This is a genomic window from Pseudomonas sp. P7759 (genome assembly GCF_013386445.1).
Taxonomy (GTDB): domain Bacteria; phylum Pseudomonadota; class Gammaproteobacteria; order Pseudomonadales; family Pseudomonadaceae; genus Aquipseudomonas; species Aquipseudomonas azotoformans_A.
Genome location: NZ_JACART010000019.1, coordinates 12702 through 30681, shown reverse-complemented (window position 1 = coordinate 30681; position 17980 = coordinate 12702). Strand labels below are relative to the sequence as shown.

At 60.9% G+C, this 17980-nt stretch carries 17 protein-coding genes; 10 read left to right on the top strand and 7 right to left on the bottom strand.

Annotation, left to right across the window (positions count from 1 at the left end):
* The 5 genes from HX823_RS16955 to HX823_RS16935 form a co-directional block, all read left to right on the top strand.
* Window positions 1-662 (top strand): alkaline phosphatase family protein (locus HX823_RS16955; RefSeq protein ID WP_177075650.1); only part of this gene is annotated, 662 nt, incomplete at its 5' end.
* Window positions 659-1495 (top strand): ABC transporter permease subunit, encoded by an 837-nt coding sequence (locus HX823_RS16950; protein WP_038844843.1) that lies wholly within the window; start codon window positions 659-661, stop codon window positions 1493-1495. The genes HX823_RS16955 and HX823_RS16950, both read left to right, overlap by 4 nt.
* A complete protein-coding gene (locus HX823_RS16945) occupies window positions 1482-2282 on the top strand; it encodes an ABC transporter permease (RefSeq protein WP_010211611.1) in 801 nt (266 codons plus the stop codon). Before HX823_RS16950 ends, HX823_RS16945 begins: the two co-directional genes overlap by 14 nt.
* A complete protein-coding gene (locus HX823_RS16940) occupies window positions 2279-3268 on the top strand; it encodes an ABC transporter ATP-binding protein (RefSeq protein WP_038844842.1) in 990 nt (329 codons plus the stop codon). Before HX823_RS16945 ends, HX823_RS16940 begins: the two co-directional genes overlap by 4 nt.
* Before the next feature lie 29 nt (window positions 3269-3297).
* Window positions 3298-3951 carry an HAD family phosphatase gene (locus HX823_RS16935; RefSeq protein WP_177075648.1) on the top strand — a complete coding sequence of 218 codons (654 nt, stop codon included), beginning with the start codon at window positions 3298-3300 and terminating at the stop codon, window positions 3949-3951.
* 160 nt (window positions 3952-4111) lie between these two features.
* Here HX823_RS16935 and HX823_RS16930 read toward each other — a convergent pair whose 3' ends face one another.
* Window positions 4112-5074, bottom strand: a complete 963-nt coding sequence (locus HX823_RS16930) for a zinc-binding dehydrogenase (protein WP_177075646.1) — start codon at window positions 5072-5074, stop codon at window positions 4112-4114.
* Between the two features lie 138 nt (window positions 5075-5212).
* Between HX823_RS16930 and HX823_RS16925 the strand changes: the two genes are divergently transcribed.
* Both HX823_RS16925 and HX823_RS16920 read left to right on the top strand, forming a co-directional pair.
* Window positions 5213-7294, top strand: coding sequence for a carboxy terminal-processing peptidase (locus tag HX823_RS16925; protein ID WP_177075644.1), 2082 nt, complete (start codon window positions 5213-5215; stop codon window positions 7292-7294).
* A gap of 118 nt (window positions 7295-7412) precedes the next feature.
* A complete protein-coding gene (locus HX823_RS16920; protein ID WP_038844894.1) occupies window positions 7413-9182 on the top strand; it encodes a bifunctional diguanylate cyclase/phosphodiesterase in 1770 nt (589 codons plus the stop codon).
* Here HX823_RS16920 and HX823_RS16915 read toward each other — a convergent pair.
* The 4 genes from HX823_RS16915 to HX823_RS16900 form a co-directional block, all read right to left on the bottom strand.
* A complete protein-coding gene (locus HX823_RS16915; protein ID WP_005786715.1) occupies window positions 9179-9550 on the bottom strand; it encodes a hypothetical protein in 372 nt (123 codons plus the stop codon). The genes HX823_RS16920 and HX823_RS16915 overlap by 4 nt on opposite strands.
* A complete protein-coding gene (locus HX823_RS16910) occupies window positions 9547-9888 on the bottom strand; it encodes a multiprotein-bridging factor 1 family protein (protein WP_033897694.1) in 342 nt (113 codons plus the stop codon). Before HX823_RS16910 ends, HX823_RS16915 begins: the two co-directional genes overlap by 4 nt.
* Window positions 9889-9981: 93 nt before the next feature.
* The gene (locus HX823_RS16905) at window positions 9982-10440 is read right to left on the bottom strand and encodes a YkvA family protein (RefSeq protein ID WP_038844836.1); all 459 of its coding nucleotides are present in this window, start codon (window positions 10438-10440) and stop codon (window positions 9982-9984) included.
* A 313-nt stretch (window positions 10441-10753) separates the two neighbouring features.
* Entirely contained in the window at window positions 10754-11485 is a 732-nt protein-coding gene (locus tag HX823_RS16900; protein WP_033897692.1) for an FKBP-type peptidyl-prolyl cis-trans isomerase, read from the bottom strand.
* 258 nt (window positions 11486-11743) lie between these two features.
* Here HX823_RS16900 and HX823_RS16895 point away from each other — a divergent pair, with 258 nt between their 5' ends.
* From HX823_RS16895 to HX823_RS32025, 3 genes are all read left to right on the top strand, one after another.
* A complete protein-coding gene (locus HX823_RS16895) occupies window positions 11744-13552 on the top strand; it encodes a di-heme-cytochrome C peroxidase (RefSeq protein ID WP_177075642.1) in 1809 nt (602 codons plus the stop codon).
* A complete protein-coding gene (locus HX823_RS16890) occupies window positions 13549-14715 on the top strand; it encodes a catalase family protein (protein ID WP_177075640.1) in 1167 nt (388 codons plus the stop codon). Before HX823_RS16895 ends, HX823_RS16890 begins: the two co-directional genes overlap by 4 nt.
* A gap of 110 nt (window positions 14716-14825) precedes the next feature.
* Window positions 14826-14948, top strand: coding sequence for a hypothetical protein (locus HX823_RS32025; RefSeq protein WP_256350142.1), 123 nt, complete (start codon window positions 14826-14828; stop codon window positions 14946-14948).
* Between the two features lie 3 nt (window positions 14949-14951).
* On the opposite strand, the gene HX823_RS16885 is transcribed toward HX823_RS32025, so the two are convergent.
* On the bottom strand, window positions 14952-15887 hold the full coding sequence (locus HX823_RS16885) for a LysR substrate-binding domain-containing protein (protein ID WP_177075638.1): 936 nt from the start codon (window positions 15885-15887) through the stop codon (window positions 14952-14954).
* 83 nt (window positions 15888-15970) lie between these two features.
* A complete protein-coding gene (locus HX823_RS16880; RefSeq protein WP_177075636.1) occupies window positions 15971-17977 on the bottom strand; it encodes a CocE/NonD family hydrolase in 2007 nt (668 codons plus the stop codon).
* Between the last annotated feature and the right edge of the window lie 3 nt (window positions 17978-17980).

Genomic DNA, 17980 nt, shown 5'->3' with positions numbered 1-17980 from the left:
CGCTGTATGAGTGCATCCTCACCGGCGTGCCTCCGATCCAGAGCGGCATCGTGCACAACAACGTCGCGCGCCTGTCCAACCAGCGCAGCATTTTCCATTACGCCACCGACGCCGGCTTGACCACGGCAGCGGCGGCTTACCATTGGGTCAGCGAGTTGTACAACCGCACGCCCTTCCTCGCCGCCCGCGACCGTCATACCGACGACAAGTCACTGGCGATCCAGCACGGGCATTTCTACTGGAATGACCACTACCCGGATTCCCACCTGTTTGCCGACGCCGAGAGCCTGCGCCTCAAACACGCGCCGAACTTCCTGGTGGTGCATCCGATGAACATCGACGACGCCGGCCACAAGCACGGCCTCGACACCCCGCAATACCGCAACAGCGCACGCTCAGCCGACATTATCCTGGCCGACTACCTGCAAGCCTGGCTCGACGCCGGATACCAAGTGCTGGTGACCGCCGACCACGGCATGAACATCGACCGTTCCCACAACGGCCTGTTGCCGGAAGAGCGCGAAGTGCCGCTGTTTGTCCTCGGCAATGCCTTCAGCCTGAACCCCAACGCCATGCCGAAACAGACCGACCTCTGCGGCACCGTCTGCGAGTTGCTGGGCGTGCCCCACGACAAACCTGTCTGCCAGGAGCTGTTGAAATGATCCGTGGCAAATGGCTGGCGCTGCTGTGCCTGGTGCCCTTCGCACTGTTCTTTATCGTGTTCGAAATTGCCCCGCTGGTTTGGGTGCTGATCAACAGCCTGCAGACCGAAGAGGCCGGTTGGGGCGTGGAAAACTTCGTACGTATCTTCAGCTCGAAGTTCTACCTGCAAGCCATCCAGTTCAGTTTGGAGATCAGCTTCTACTCCAGCATCTTCGGCATCATCATCGCCACGCTGGGCAGCTATTCGTTGCGCCGGGTGGATTCGCCGCTGCGCAATTTCGTCACCGCTTTCGCCAACATGACCAGCAACTTTTCCGGCGTACCGCTAGCGTTCGCGTTCATCATTTTGCTGGGTTTCAACGGCAGCATCACGATCATGCTCAAGCAGGCAGGGATCATTCAGGACTTCAATCTGTATTCGAAGACCGGCTTGATCATCCTCTATACCTACTTCCAGATTCCCCTGGGCGTGTTGCTGCTGTACCCGGCCTTCGATGCGTTGCGCGAAGACTGGCGCGAGTCGGCTGCACTGCTCGGCGCGAATGGCTGGCAGTTCTGGCGGCATATCGGCCTGCCCGTGCTCACCCCGGCCCTGCTCGGTACGTTCGTGATTCTGCTGGCCAACGCCTTGGGCGCCTATGCCACGGTGTACGCCTTGACCACCGGTAACTTCAACGTGCTGCCGATCCGTATCGCCGGGCTGGTTTCCGGTGATGTGTCCCTCGACCCGAACATGGCCAGCGCCCTGGCCGTGGTGCTGGTGGCGCTGATGACCGTGGTCACCGTGGTCCATCAACTGCTGCTCAAGAGGAGCTACCATGTCTCGCGCTGAAGCCGGCCCGGCCTCCCTCTACCATCGAGTGGTGGTGTGGCTGTTGTTTGCAATCCTGGTGCTGCCGTTGGTGGGCACCTTCGTCTACTCCATTGCCAGCAGTTGGTCAGCGACCATCCTGCCCGCCGGCTTCACGGTGAAGTGGTACGTGCAGCTATGGAGCGACCCGCGCTTTTTGATGGCCTTCGGGCAGTCGTTGCTGGTGTGTGTCGGCGCGCTAATCCTGTCGGTGGTGCTGATTTTGCCGCTGCTGTTCGTGGTGCATTACCACTTCCCCAAGCTCGATGCGCTGATGAACATCCTGATCCTGCTGCCCTTCGCGGTGCCACCGGTGGTGTCGTCGGTGGGGCTGCTGCAGCTGTATGGCTCCGGGCCGATGGCGATGGTGGGCACGCCGTGGATTTTGATCGGTTGCTACTTCACCGTCGCGCTGCCGTTCATGTACCGGGCGATCACCAACAACCTGCAAGCCATCAACCTGCGCGACTTGATGGACGCCTCGCAACTGCTCGGCGCCAGCACCTGGCAGGCGGCGATCCTGGTGGTGCTGCCGAACCTGCGCAAAGGCTTGATGGTGGCGTTGCTGCTGTCGTTCTCGTTCCTGTTCGGTGAGTTCGTGTTCGCCAACATCCTGGTGGGCACCCGCTACGAAACCCTGCAGGTGTACCTGAACAACATGCGCAACAGCAGCGGCCATTTCACCAGTGCCGTCGTGATCTCCTATTTCTTCTTTGTGCTGGTGCTGACCTGGGCCGCCAACATCTTGAACAAGGACAAAAGCCAATGAGCTTCGTCAGCGTCCAACACCTGCAAAAAGGCTACGCCGGCACTCCGGTGTTCAGTGATATCAACTGCGAGATCGCCAAGGGTGAGTTCGTCACCCTGCTCGGCCCGTCCGGTTGCGGCAAATCCACACTGCTGCGCTGCATCGCCGGCCTGACCTCGGTGGACAGTGGGAAAATCCTGCTGGATGGGCAGGACATCGTCCCCTTGAGCCCGCAGAAACGTCACATCGGCATGGTGTTCCAGAGCTATGCGCTGTTCCCCAACATGACCGTGGAGCAGAACGTCGCGTTTGGCCTGCGCATGCAAAAGGTCAATGCTGACGACAGCCACAAGCGCGTGCAGGAAGTACTGCAACTGGTGGAACTCAAGGACCTCGCCGGCCGTTACCCGCACCAGATGTCCGGCGGCCAGTGCCAGCGCGTGGCCCTCGCCCGCTCCCTGGTCACTCGCCCACGTTTGTTGTTGCTGGATGAGCCGCTTTCGGCGCTGGACGCACGGATTCGCAAGCACCTGCGCGAGCAGATCCGCCAGATCCAGCGTGAGCTGGGGCTGACCACGATCTTCGTGACCCATGACCAGGAAGAAGCCCTGACCATGTCCGACCGGATCTTCCTGATGAACCAGGGCAAGATCGTGCAGAGCGGCGATGCCGAAACCCTCTACACCGCGCCGGTCGACGTGTTCGCCGCTGGCTTTATCGGCAACTACAATCTGTTGGACGCCGACAAGGCCAGCCAATTGCTGCAACGCCCGATCAACAGCCGCATTGCCATTCGCCCGGAGGCCATCGAGCTGAGCCGCAATGGCGACCTGGACGCCCTGGTGCGCAGCCACAGCCTGTTGGGCAACGTGATTCGCTACCGCATCGAAGCGCGCGGCGTGGAGTTGGTGGTGGATGTGCTCAACCGTTCGGCTGACGATCTGTACCCCGAGGGGCAACGCCTGGCACTTTCCATCGACCCCAGCGCCCTGTGTGAAGTAGCCTGATGCAACGATTGATTGAGAGAGCGTGACCGATGGCATTGGTAATTTTTGATCTGGACGACACCCTCATCCACGGTGACTGCGCCACACTCTGGAGCGAGCAGATGGGCCGCCTGGGCTGGGTCGACCCTGAGTCGTTCATGCGCAAGAACCACGAACTGATGGACGCCTACAGCCAGGGCAAGCTGAAGATGGAAGACTTCATGGACTTCAGCCTGGAGCCAATGATCGGCCGCACGCCGGAGGAAATCGAGCATTTAGTCGAGCCCTGGGTCGAGGACGTGATCGAGCCGCTGATCTACAGCGACGCCACCAAGACCATCGCCCGTCACCGCGCCAATGGCGACCGGATCCTGGTGATCTCGGCGTCGGGCACGCACTTGGTCACGCCGATTGCGGCGCGGATCGGGATTGATGAAGTGCTGGGGATCAACCTTGAAGTCAGCCACGGTGTGTACAGCGGACGCACCGTGGGGGTACTGACCTATCGCGAAGGCAAGATCACGCGGCTGATGGAATGGCTGGAGCAGGAAGGCGAGTCGCTGGAGGGCGCGTATTTCTATTCGGATTCGCGCAATGACTTGCCGTTGTTGCTGAAGGTGGATCATCCGCAGGTGGTGAACCCGGACCCGGTATTGCGCGAGCACGCCGAAAGGGCTGGCTGGCCGATCCATCACTGGGTCTGAAACCGACTTCCCTGATTTGAAATGCGATCAAATGTGGGAGCGGCGGTGCGACGATTCGACTTGCTCGCGAAGGCGGTGTGTCAGATGAAACATTCTTCACAGATACGCCGCCTTCGCGAGCAATCCCGCTCCCACATTTGGACTGCATTCCAAATTGAGATCAGTTCAAGGCCTCATCAATCACCAACACCAACTTTCCAGAAATCCGGTTGGTCGCCAACTCGGCAAACGCCGCTTCGGCATCCTTGATCGGGAAGGTCTTGGCCAGTTGCGGGCTAAGGCGCCCTTCAACAAACAACGGCCAAACATGCTGGCTCAAGTCACTGAACAGGTCGGCCTTGAACTGATCACTGCGGCTGCGCAAAGTCGAGCCCAATAGCTGAATACGCTTGCCCAGCACCTGCGCCAGGTCCAACTTGGCCTCGCGACCGCCCATCAAACCGATCAACACCCAACGGCCATCTAGGGCGAGCAGCTTGAGATCCAGTGCCGCATAGTCGCCACCCACCGGGTCGAGGATCACATCAAACGGCCCGAAATCCCGCAGCCCGTCGAGGCCATCGGTGCGTACCACGCCGCCCTGGGCGCCGAGCGCCTCGCAATAGGCCAGGCGCTCCGCCGAGCCGACGCTGACCCAGCACGGGCTGCCGAACGCCTTGCACAACTGGATCGCCGCCGAGCCCACGCCACTGGCGCCAGCATGCAGCAGCACTTTCTCACCGGGTTTGAGGCCGGCCAGTTGGAACAGATTGAGCCACGCGGTGCTGTACACCTCAGGCAACGCCGCCGCTTCGATCAGCGACAATCCTTCCGGCACCGGCAGAACGTGCCGCGCATCCACTACCACTTCCTCGGCCATGCCACCCCCGGCCAACAGCGCGCAGACACGGTCACCGACTTGCCAGGATGAGCCCGCCCCCACTTCGCTGATCACCCCGGAACACTCCAGGCCCAGCACTTGGCTGGCGCCTGGCGGCGGTGGATAAAGCCCCGCGCGCTGTAATAAATCGGCGCGATTTAGGCCCGCTGCCGCCACACGAATGCGAACTTGCCCTACATCGCACGTAGGAACGGGTTCTTCCAACCACGCCACATGACCGTCAACGCCTTGCAATGCTTTCACACTGCCTCCATAGTGAGTCTGGACTGAGCCCGTAGCTGTATCGCCGGGCTTTTTGCATTATGCGACCGGACCATATGGAACCGGCTCCCTCAAAGACGGCCTAATATGCGTTATCAATTGCCCCCGCGTCGAATCAGCATGAAGCATTTGTTCCCCAGCACCGCCCTCGCTCTTTTCATTGGTCTCGGCTTTGCGTCGATGTCGACCAATACGTTCGCAGCCAACAGCTGGGACAACCTTCAGCCAGATCGCGATGAGGTGATTGCCAGCCTTAACGTCGTCGAGTTGCTCAAGCGCCACCACTACAGCAAGCCGCCGCTGGACGACGCGCGCTCGGTGATCATCTATGACAGCTACCTCAAGCTGCTGGATCCGTCGCGCAGCTACTTCCTGGCCAGCGACATCGCCGAGTTCGACAAGTGGAAAACCCAGTTCGACGACTTCCTCAAGAGCGGCGACCTGCAACCCGCATTCACCATCTACAAGCGTTACCTGGACCGCGTCAAAGCGCGTCTGGACTTCGCCTTGGGTGAGCTGGACAAAGGCGTCGACAAGCTCGACTTCACCCAGAAGGAAACCCTTCTGGTGGACCGCAAGGACGCGCCTTGGCTGACCAGCACCGCCGCCCTCGACGACCTGTGGCGCAAACGCGTCAAGGACGAGGTGCTGCGCCTGAAGATCGCCGGCAAAGAGCCTAAGGCTATCCAGGAGCTGCTGACCAAGCGCTACAAGAATCAGCTCGCGCGTCTGGACCAGACCCGCGCCGAAGATATCTTCCAGGCCTACATCAATACCTTCGCGATGTCCTACGATCCGCACACTAATTATCTGTCGCCAGATAACGCGGAAAACTTCGATATCAACATGAGTCTGTCGTTGGAAGGCATCGGTGCCGTCCTGCAAAGCGACAACGACCAGGTCAAGATCGTGCGTCTGGTGCCGGCAGGTCCGGCGGACAAGACCAAGCAGGTGGCTCCGGCCGACAAGATCATCGGTGTTGCCCAGGGTGACAAAGAGATGGTCGACGTGGTCGGCTGGCGCCTGGACGAAGTGGTCAAGCTGATCCGTGGGCCGAAAGGCAGCGTGGTGCGCCTGGAAGTGATTCCGCACACCAATGCGCCGAACGACCAGACCAGCAAGATCGTGTCCATCACCCGTGAAGCGGTGAAGCTCGAAGACCAGGCCGTACAGAAGAAAGTCCTCAACCTCAAACAGGATGGCAAGGACTACAAGCTGGGCGTGATCGAAATCCCGGCCTTCTACCTGGACTTCAAAGCCTTCCGCGCGGGCGATCCGGACTACAAGTCCACCACCCGTGACGTCAAGAAAATCCTGACCGAACTGCAGAAGGAAAAAGTCGACGGCGTGGTCATCGACCTGCGCAACAACGGCGGCGGTTCCCTGCAGGAAGCCACTGAGCTGACCAGCCTGTTTATCGACAAGGGCCCGACCGTGTTGGTGCGCAACGCTGACGGCCGTGTGGATGTGTTGGAAGACGAGAACCCAGGTGCCTTCTACAAAGGCCCGATGGCGTTGCTGGTCAACCGCCTCTCGGCTTCGGCTTCGGAGATTTTCGCCGGCGCCATGCAGGACTATCACCGCGCCCTGATCATCGGCGGCCAGACCTTCGGCAAAGGCACCGTGCAGACCATCCAGCCGCTGAACCATGGCGAGCTGAAACTGACGCTGGCCAAGTTCTACCGGGTTTCCGGCCAGAGCACCCAGCACCAGGGCGTACTGCCGGACATCGATTTCCCGTCGATCATCGACACCAAGGAAATCGGCGAAAGCGCCCTGCCGGAAGCCATGCCGTGGGACACCATCCGCCCAGCCATCAAGCCCGCTTCGGATCCGTTCAAGCCATTCCTGGCGCAGTTGAAGGCTGACCACGACACCCGCTCCGCCAAGGATGCCGAGTTCGTGTTCATCCGCGACAAGCTGGCCCTGGCGAAGAAGCTGATGGAAGAAAAAACCGTCAGCCTCAATGAAGTGGATCGCCGCGCGCAGCACTCCGACATCGAAAACAAGCAGCTTGTCCTGGAAAACATCCGCCGCAAGGCCAAGGGTGAAGATCCACTCAAGGAGCTGAAGAAAGAAGACGAAGATGCGCTGCCGGCCGAAGCCGACAAGACCAAGCCGGAAGACGATGCCTACCTGGCCGAGACGGGCCGGATCCTGCTGGACTACCTGAAGATCACCAAACAGGTAGCCAAGCAGTAAATGATGGCGATTTAATGTGATCGCTCCGCGGAGTGTCATCATATAGACATCATTCTGTCGTGAAATGAAGGACCGCAGGTTTCCAGCCTGCGGTCCTTTTTTTTCGATCGAGATCGCCATGACCATGACCGAACAGCTGAATGCATTGGGCGTTATCCTGGCTCAAGGCAGTTTGCACAGCCTGTTCCAACCGATCATCAGCCTGTCTGAACGGCGCATTCTCGGCTATGAAGCCCTCAGTCGTGGGCCTTCCAACAGCCCGCTGCACTCCCCCATCGCCCTGTTCTCGGTGGCCAGCCAGGCCGGGCGACTCAGTGAGTTGGAGATCGCCTGCCGCGAAAGCGCGTGCCGACGCTTCAGTGAACAGAAGCTACCGGGCAAGCTGTTCCTCAATGTCTCGCCACAATCGTTGATGGAAACTGCACATCAACCAGGGCGCACCCTGCAATTGCTGCGTGACTTCGGTATTCCACCGAGCCAAGTGGTAATCGAGCTCACCGAGCAAACCCCCACCAACGATATCGATTTGCTGCAAACCGCCCTGCACCACTACCGCAACATGGGGTTCTCGATTGCCCTGGACGACCTGGGCGCCGGTTATTCCAGCCTGCGCCTATGGTCGGAGCTGCGCCCGGACTATGTGAAGATCGACCGCCACTTCATCGACGGCATCCATCAGGACGCGCTCAAGCGGGAATTTGTCGGCTCCATCCTGCAAATTGCCAAGGCGTCACGTGCCCAAGTGATTGCCGAAGGGATCGAGTTGCCTGAAGAGTTGGCGGTACTGACGGAGATGGGCGTGGACCTGGTCCAAGGCTACCTGCTCTGCCGTCCACAGGAACAACCGCCGCAGGAAGCGCGCCTGATGCTGCCCAAGCCCGACAGCGCCAACGTGGCGCTGAACGACGAAGGCAGCGACCTCAGCGCCTTGCTCAACGAACAGCCGGCGGTGGATCAGGACACCGCCACCGCCCAGGTGCTGGAAGCGTTCCGGCGCCAGGCCAACCTCAATTCCCTGGCGGTGCTGGATGGGCGCGGGCATCCAATCGGTATCGTCCACCGGCATTCGCTGTCGGATGCGCTGCTGAAACCCTTCGCCACCGACCTGTTTGCGCGCAAGCCCATCAGCCGCTTGATGAGCACCGACTTTCTGGCAGTGGAGCTGAGTCAGTCCCTGCAACAGGTCAGCCGTTTGCTCACCAGCCGCGCGCGGCAACGCATCGAGGAGGACTTCATCATCACGCTCAATGGCGATTACCTGGGCCTGGGCCGGGTGATCGATGTGCTCAAGCTGATCACCGAGCTGAAGATCCAACAAGCGCGCTACGCCAACCCGCTGACCCTGCTGCCCGGCAACGTGCCGATCCAGCAGTGCCTGACGCGACTGCTGCAACAACAGCGCGAATCGGTGATTTGCTACGTGGATATCGACAGCTTCAAGCCATTCAACGATATCTACGGCTATGGGCGTGGGGATGAGGTGTTGTTGTGCCTGGCGCAGTGCCTGAACGACCGTGTCGACCCCAGCCGCGATTTTGTCGGGCATATCGGCGGTGATGACTTTTTGCTGGTACTGGGCCCGCAGGATTGGCGCAAACGCCTTAATCAGCTGCTGGATGACTTCCACACCCAATGCCGACGTTTCTACCGCGCCGAACACCTTGAAGCGGGCTGCTTCGTGGCGCTCAACCGCCAGGGCGTGCGCCAGGAGTTTGCGCTGCTGTCACTGTCTATCGGCGTGGTGCATTTGTATCCACAGGCCTGTGGACAACTCGATGCCAGCCAGTTGGCGGAGCTGGCCTCGCAGGCCAAGCACCATGCCAAGGATATGGCCGGCTATAGCATCCATGTGATCGACAGCATGGACGCGCTGCCCCAGGCGCTTTAGGCCTCGGCAGATTCCGGGTACTCGTATTCGAACACCCGCACCACTTCCGATGCGTGCCAGGAGGCAGCGGCCACGCCATCGGACGGCCCGCTGAAACGGCCCAGGCGCTCGACACATTCAAAGAAACCGGTACGCGGCAGGCGACTGGCGCCCTGGCTTATCACCAGCGAGCTACGCAGAGGCTGCTCGGCCTTGGCGTCCAACGCCGCCAGGTGTTCCAGGGCGGCAGCCAGGGTCTGCATGGCCGGCGTGGGGAATTGCAGGCGCTCCAGCAGCGCGCGGTAGGTCAGCAGATGGCGCTGGCGGCGCGCCTGGTCCAGTTCGTTGAGTAACCCATCCCAGTGTTGACGACTGATACGTAGGCTCAAGATTCATCCCTCCAACCTGCAACGCCCAATTCCCAGGCCAGGCTGCGGCGGATCGCGGCATCCGGCTGGCGTTCACCACTTTCAATCAATCCAAGATACGAGGGGCTGATCCCCACGGTGCGGGCCAGGGTTTCGATCGCCAGGCCTTTGCCCTCACGCAAGCCGCGCAGGTCTGCGAGCGGGCGCAGGTCCTGTGCAGGGGCGGCTTGGGCAGGCGATGAGAGAGGAGGAAGCGTCGGTTGTTGCTGACCGGCAGCTTTTAGCAGCGCCTGGTACTGATCCCATGGCAACACCGCGTACTCGGGTTCGCCATTGCGTGAAATTATCTGAATATCCATGACTGCCCCGTAGGATAACTGCACTTACTTAGTAAGCTCTTTCCTTAGGAGTGTAATCCTAACAGCCCTAAAGGTCGCAGGGGGATAGTCACGTCATGCGTTTTTTTGCGGGTTTTCCTTGGCCAGCAGAGCGGGCGTCGCAGGCAGGCGCTCAACCACGGCAAGCTTTTCCGGACGCTGGGCGTCGCGCCAGGCGCGAAAAGCGCTCAGTTCGCCGTCCAGGGTCTTCATGACCCATGCCAGCACGGCAATGTCGTCGAGCATGCCAAACATGGGGATAAAGTCCGGGATCGCATCGATCGGGCTCAGGAAATACATCAGCCCTGCCACCACCGAGATCAGCGCCTTGGGGCTGATCGCCCGGTACTCGCCACGCCAATAAGCCAGGCACAAGGCCTGGAGCAACTTGAGGTCATCCTTGAGTTTGCCCAGGCGATTGCCTTGGCTGGAGCCCTTGGCGGCGACAGCGAACAGCAGCGTCGGCAAGCGCCCACGGCCCAGGAGACGTGCGGCCATGGGCAGGAAACGGGTGAAATTGAAGGGTGGTTTCATCGGTCACTCCAGTTCCAGGCGACATAAAAGGTTATCCACACAAATTGTGGATAACCTTGTGAACAGAGCCTATTTTCTGCGCTGAAAGCCACGGAGTACAAGGCTTGCAGTCAGATCGGGCGTTTTTTGCGCACTGAAAAAAAACCCAAGATTTCATTGACTTGGCGTTGATGTGCGGCTACCCGTACTCGAGTCTTATATCAGACTGTTGCAGGTTGCAGGCGTTCGATCGGATGTGTGCGGGTGCGGTTTCTGCAACCCCCAGAAACAACAACGCCCCGTCGAGACGGGGCGTTGTGTGTTCAGGCGCCTGTTACTTCTTGGCAGCCGGTGCAGCAGGAGCGTCAGCCTTGGCTGGGTCCTTGATGGCCAGCAGCTCCAGGTCGAATACCAGCACGGAGTTGGCTGGGATCGCTGGGCTTGGGCTTTGTGCGCCGTAGGCCAGGTCCGAAGGAATGTACAGCTCGACCTTCTCGCCCACGTGCATCAGTTGCAGGCCTTCGACCCAACCTGGGATCACGCCGCTGACCGGCAGGTCGATCGGGCTACCGCGATCCACGGAGCTGTCAAAGGTGGTGCCGTTGGTGAGTTTGCCGGTGTAATGCACAGTCACCACGTCAGTCGGCTTAGGCTGGGCGCCGTCGGCTTTCTTGGTGATCTTGTACTGCAGACCGGAAGCGGTGGTGACGACGCCGTCTTTCTTGGCGTTGTCTTCGAGGAATTTCTTGCCGGCGGCTGCCGACTCTTCACTCATCTTGGTCATGCGTTCTTCAGCACGTTTTTGCAGTGCGGCAAACGCTTCAACCAGCTCGTCGTCTTTGAGCTTCTGCTCTTTTTTGCCGACGGCATCTTCGATGCCTTGGGCTACTGCTTTGGAATCCAGGTCATCCATGCCTTCTTGGGCAAGGCTCTTGCCCATGTTCAGGCCGATGCCGTAGGAAGCTTTCTGCGCCGGGGTTTTCAGCTCTACGCTGGTCTGCGAATCACAACCCGCAAGTACCAGGCTAACCAGGGCCACCGCCGCCGCCAACCGATGCTGTTTCATGCTATTTCCTTGTTCATGCGCCAATAGGGCATTCGAATAAAGTCGCGAGCTTATCAGGCGGCCACGACCAATGGCTACCGGCATGTGAGCAGGAAACTTCTGATAAGTTCACGTGTTTAAAAGCATTTTCATTCATGATGGAGGCCCGCGAAGGATCGCGGGACCGCCCACTACCGGGCTCATGGCCACTTGCCGCACCTGTGGCGTAGTGGCATAACATCGCGACAACTCGACAAGGCCGAGACAAGGATAGCCATCTTGCGCATTTTTTCCCGTGTTTTACTCCTGATATTCACCCTGCTGGGCATCGCCCTGGCCGTGGTGCTCTATTACACCGTCAACCCCAAGCTGCCGGACTACGTGCCCGTGGAGCAGGTGCACTACCAGGACCAATGGAGTGCCGCCGACCGCCAGACCTATTACTTCACGCCCCAGGGCACCCAGGTAAAAGGCCTGCACTACGACTGGTTCACCGCTCTGGAGTTGCCGTTTTCCGAACAGCGTTTCGCAACGCCCGAGTATCTGGCACGCTTTGGCTTCCTGGTGGACCCCAAGCAAGTGCCCACTGCGCAAAACCCCGGCAACCTGCCGGTGGGTTTCGCCCGGCATAAAAACGCCGGCAGCAACGCCCAATACCTGGATATCACCTGCGCCGCCTGCCACACCGGCGAATTGCATTACAAAAACCAGGCGCTGCGTATCGACGGCGGTTCCGCTCAGCACGTGCTGCCCTCCAGCGTGCCGACCTTGCGCGGCGGCAGTTTCGGCCAGGCCTTGGTCGCGAGCCTCGCCGCCACCTATTACAACCCGTGGAAGTTCGAACGTTTTGCCCGCCAGGTGTTGGGGGATCGCTACGACGCCGAGCACAAGCAACTGCGTAAGGACTTCAAGCAGTCGCTGAACCAGTTCCTCAAAGTGGCTTGGAACGATACTCACCGTGGCCTCTACCCCACTGAAGAAGGTCCTGGCCGAACGGACGCCTTTGGCCGTATCGCCAACGCCAGCTTTGGCGATGCCATTTCCCCGGACAACTATCGCGTCGCCAATGCACCGGTGGACTACCCGCAGCTGTGGGACATCTGGACCTTCGACTGGGTGCAGTGGAACGGCTCGGCCCAGCAGCCCATGGCGCGCAACATCGGCGAAGCCCTGGGGGTCGGCGCGACCCTGGCGTTTTTCGACGACGCCGGCCAGCCACTCCAAGGCGATGCGCGCTACCCATCCAGCGTGCGGGTGCGCGACCTCAACCTGATCGAAGAAACCCTGCAGCGCCTCAAGCCACCGACCTGGCCCGAGGACCTGTTCGGCACCGTCGACAAGCCGCTCGCCGCCCAAGGCCGTGCACTCTTCGCCGAAAACTGCGCCGGCTGCCATGTGCCCAGCGTCAGCCAGGAAGGCGGACGCCCGGTGCAACAGCTGAAAATGCTGCCAGTGGACTACATCGGCACCGACTCCGGTACTGCCAGCAACATCGCCGACCAACGTTACGACCTCAGCGCGTTGCAATGGGACCTGGCGGAATTGGCCAAACTCAACGTCGAACTGCACCCCACGCCGACCGAGCCGCTGGACCTGAAAAAGCTGTCCGTGGCCAAGGGCCTCGCCTACGTCACCGCGTTCGTCGAAGAACATGCCTACCGCGCCGCTGGCGTAACCCCGGCCGAGCGCCCGCGCCTGGACGGCTACGGCCTGCCCATCGGCGTACGTGAGTTGCGTGCTTACAAGGCGCGGCCATTGGCGGGCGTTTGGGCGACGCCGCCGTTCCTGCATAACGGTTCGGTGCCGACGATCTACCAATTGCTCTCGCCCCAGGACGAGCGCAGCACCACCTTCTATAAAGGCACGTTCAACTACGACCCGCGCCACCTCGGCTTCGAGACAGGTGCGTTCAAGAATGCCTTTTTGTTCGATACCAAAATCACCGGCAACTACAACAGCGGTCACGAATTCCGTGCCGGCAGTCGTGGCAACGGCGTAATCGGCCGTGGCCTGCTGCCGCAGGAACGCTGGGCGCTGCTGGAATACCTCAAAGTGCTGGGCGGCCCGCTGGAGCAACAACTGCCATGATGATTCGATCCCCCTACGACCGACCTTCCCTGCTCGCCCGCCTGTGGCTGCGCATCGGCGCGTTTCTGGGCAAGACCCTGCTGTGGCTGGTGGGCCTCGGCCTGCTCGGTTGGCTGGGTGCCAGCGCGTGGTACGCCTGGCAACACAGCGGCCCGGTGTCACCGAACGAGCAAATTCCGTCCGGGGAGGCGGCGATGACCCAAGGCATCATCCAGACGGCGGTGCGCATCGTTGACCAGCACCGTGAAGGCACGCGCTACCTGCGCGATGCCCATGCCAAGGCCCATGGGTGCGTGAAGGCCGAGGTCAGCGTGGTACCGGATCTTGATCCAGCATTGCGCCAAGGCGTGTTCGCCGAACCGGGCAAAACCTGGCAGGCGATGATGCGGCTGTCCAACGGCAACGCCTACCCGCAGTTCGACAGCATCCGTGATGCGCGGGGCATGGCGCTCAAGCTGCTGGACGTGCCGGGCAAGCAACTGCTGGCCGACCAACAGGCGCGCACGGAACAGGACTTCGTGATGTTCAGCCACCCGAACTTCTTTGTCAGCGATGTGGCGGAGTACGCGCAGAACATCGGCGCGCAAGCGGATGGCAAGAAAGTCCTGGCGTTCTTCCCCAAGGCCGACCCACGGACCTGGCAGGTGCGCCACCTGTTTATCGCCCTGGCGACCCTGGCGCCCGCACCGGCCAGCCCGACGCAGACCACGTACTTTTCGGTGTCGCCCTACAAGTTCGGCGCGGCCAACGCCAAGTTCCGCGTCGCGCCCGACCCGCAGAGCTGCCCGGAATATCAACTGCCCAAGCAGAACCAGGACCTGCCGAACTTCCTGCGCAGCGCCTTGAGCCAGCAGCTGTCCACCGACCGCGTGCCTGCGTGTTTCGTGCTGCAGATCCAGCGGCAGAACCCGCAGAAATTCATGCCGATCGAAGACACCAGCATCGAATGGAAGGAGAGCGATGCGCCCTATGAAACCGTGGCCAAGGTGCGCATCCCGGCGCAGGATTTCGACACACCCGAGCAGAACCTGGCGTGCGACAACCAGTCGTTCAACCCCTGGTTTGGTGTAGCGGAACACCGCCCAATCGGCGGCATCAACCGCTTGCGCAAGGCCGTGTATGAAGCGGTCAGCGATTACCGCCACAGCCGCAACGCCCCGTAAAGAGTGCGTAACAATGGACCCGGCGGCGTAAGGATTGCGTCGGGTCTATTGAGCCGTTTTCACCCCGCCTCTACCGTGAGTACCTACCCCATCACCCGTAGGAAATCACCGTGGAAAGCTCAACCATCGGCATGATCGTACTGACCCTGATCGCCGTGTTCGGCACCGCGTCTTTTTGCTTCGAACACCTGGCGACACGCCAGACCAAAAAGAAAAAAACCGGCCAGCACTGACCCTCAGCCAGCCGGTTCTGCCTCTGCCGTCCGAGCCTGCAACCATTGACGAAAGCTGCGCACCGCCGCCGGCGGGTTGCGGTGGTGCGGCTGCATCAGGTGCAGGCGGCCGCGACTGTGCATGCTGTGGGGCAAGGCCATTTGCAGGCGCCCGGAATCGAGGTCGCTGTCCAGCAAGCGCTTCCAGCCGAGGGCGACGCCGTGCCCCATCACCGCCGACTGCATCAACAGTTGATAGCTGTTGGTGCGCAAGGCGTGACGCGGCGAGTAGTAATCGGCGCCCGCATCGGCGAACCAGTCGGCCCAGGTGAGCCAGTCGTGATGGTGGTCCTCCACAATCAGCAAAGTGTGAGCGTGCAACAAGTGATGCAGGTCGCGAATCGGGCCGTGACGCTCAAGGTAATCGGGGCTGCACACGGTGATGACCTGTTCGCTGTCAAACACCGGCGACAGCTCAAGGCCGTGGGGCGCCGCCAGTTCATCCAAATGATAGAACAAACCCAGATCGTATTCGCTGACATCCAGGTGGCTGGGGCTTTCGCTGCACAGGATGCGGATATCCAGGTCCGGGTGGTCGCGCTGGAACTGCGGCAACAGACCGGCCAGCCAGATAGAGCTGATGGTGGGCGTGCTGGCCAGCGTCAACTGGCGATCGGCACCACGCCTGCGCAATTCGGCGGACTCGCGATCAAGCTCGCGCAACAAGCGTTGGACGGTACGAAAATAACGCACCCCGGCGGGTGTCAGGCTCAGGCCCTGGGCCAACCGATAAAACAGCGGGCGGGCCAGGTCTTCTTCGAGGCGCTTGACCTGGCGGCTGACTGCGCTTTGGGTCAAGTTCAGTTCATGGGCCGCCTGGGTGAAGCTCAAATGGCGGGCCGCCGCTTCGAAGGTCTGCAAGCAGTTGAGGGGAGGAAGATCGACGTTTCGGCGCGACATGAGCAAGTCCATTGGCAATGACGGGCCCAGGTTACCCCAGGCCCGCAGAGATCACGTTGGCGTGCATCCTGCCAGTTGCCTGCTCAGAGCGCGACCCTGGCCACGCGTTTACTCCATTGCCGACGGTGTTCCAACTGGCCGTTTTCCCAGGCGGTCTGCTCCGCTTCGATGTAGAACCACTCGGCATCGGCGTGCACGCTCAAGTGGCTTTCCACCTCCACGGTCCACTGGTCGCGGCCGACACGGTAGTGCCATTCGATATCGGCGCGCGTCGACAGCGGATCCCAAGGCAAGGTGCGGTATTGCTCGGTGCAACGCTGGTCCACCGACAAGCCGTGGTCGGTAAAACGCACAGACCCTAGGTCATCTTCGATTTTCACGCAGACTTCACCACTGCCCACATCTTCGATCAACGTACGCTTCGGCGCAGCAGCACGTAGGACTTCCATCGCCACCGGCGTAGCCGACTGCGGCGCTTCGAACGGGCAGTCCACCGCCTCGCCGTTGAATATCGGCAGTTGCAGGCTTTGCAGGCTCGGCAGCAACGTCAGGGTGGTCAGCTCGCGGCTCGGCCACAGCAACGGGAAACTCGCGGTGCTGAGGGCCAGGCGCAAACGATAGCCGGCGGGCAGGCGCATGCCGACGTGGTCGAGGTTTAACTGCACATCCATCGGTTCACCAGGGACTACAGGCGTTACCTGGGAAAAGTCTTCACGCAGGGTGAGATTAAGCACACCGTAGCTGATCTGCGTGACCTGCCCGTCCGGCGCAATTGCATTCAGCCGGGCGACCAATTGGCCACAGGCGGTGTCACTGGCCAGGCGCAACTTAAGACGTGCATCGCCGAGCAGCGCCAGCGGCTCGGTCAGCGGCTGGGAGTCGAAGCACAGCGAGTGGGCGTCATCACGGCGTTGATCCGTCGGCCCGTCGGGGCCAAACCAGATGGCGCAGTATTCACCCTGATGCAGGCCGGTAGTCAGCGGCGAGCAGAGACTGCGCGGCGCCGCCAAAGGCTCTGATCCTGCACTCAGGCCCTGTTCACCGAGACTGAAATCGGTCCATTGCACCTGCGGATCCGGCCAACCTGCCGTTTGCACCCAAATCCCCGGCCGCTCGGCATAACTGCCCTTCGGCGACAGAATATCCTGTAGGTAGAAGGTGCAGGCTGCGTCATCCATTACCCCGTTATCGATGCCCTTAAGCCAGTGATCCCACCAGCGTTTGGCCTCTTGCAGGAAGCCGATGGCTGGGTTCGGCACGGCAAAATGAGGGTACTTGTGGATCCACGGTCCGATCATGGCTTTCTTCGGGCCCGGCAGGTTTTGCATCAGGCGCGAAACGGTGTTGCGATAGGCATCGCCCCAGCCGCCCACCGCATACACGGCGGCCTTGATCTTCGAATAGTCCTCGCACACTGAACCATGGCGCCAGTAATCATCGCGGGTCTGGTGTTGCAGCCAGGTTTCCGCCAGCAGCGGCATGGCGTCCAGGCGTTGGTGCCAGAGGTTTTTCCAGTCGTCGACCAACAGCGGGTCGGGCACCGCCGCGCTGAAGTTGAGCATGGTGGCAGCCCAGCCGAAGTTCTCCATCAACAGGTTGCCGCCCTTGTAATGGATGTCGTCGGCAAAGCGGTCATCGGTGGAGCACAGGGTGATGATCGCTTTCAACGCTTTGGGCTGGCGCGCCGCAACTTGCAGGCCGTTGAAGCCGCCCCAGGAAATACCCATCATGCCGACATTGCCGTCGCACCAGGGTTGCTGGCACAACCAGTCGATCACTTCGAGGGCGTCGTCCTGTTCCTGCAGCAGGTATTCATCGGCCATCAGGCCCTGGGATTCACCGTTGCCTCGCATGTCCACCCGCACACACACGTAGCCCTGCCCCGCCATCCACGGATGGGTCAGCGCGTCGCGTACGGCGGTGCCGTCGCGTTTGCGGTACGGCAGGTATTCGAGGATTGCCGGGAAGGTCTGCAAACCGGCGACTTCCGGCAACCAGATGCGCGCGGCCAACTGGGTGCCGTCCTTCAAGGGGATCAGGCAGTGCTCGATTTCGCGCACGGTGTAAGCAAATTCAGTGACGATTTCCATCAG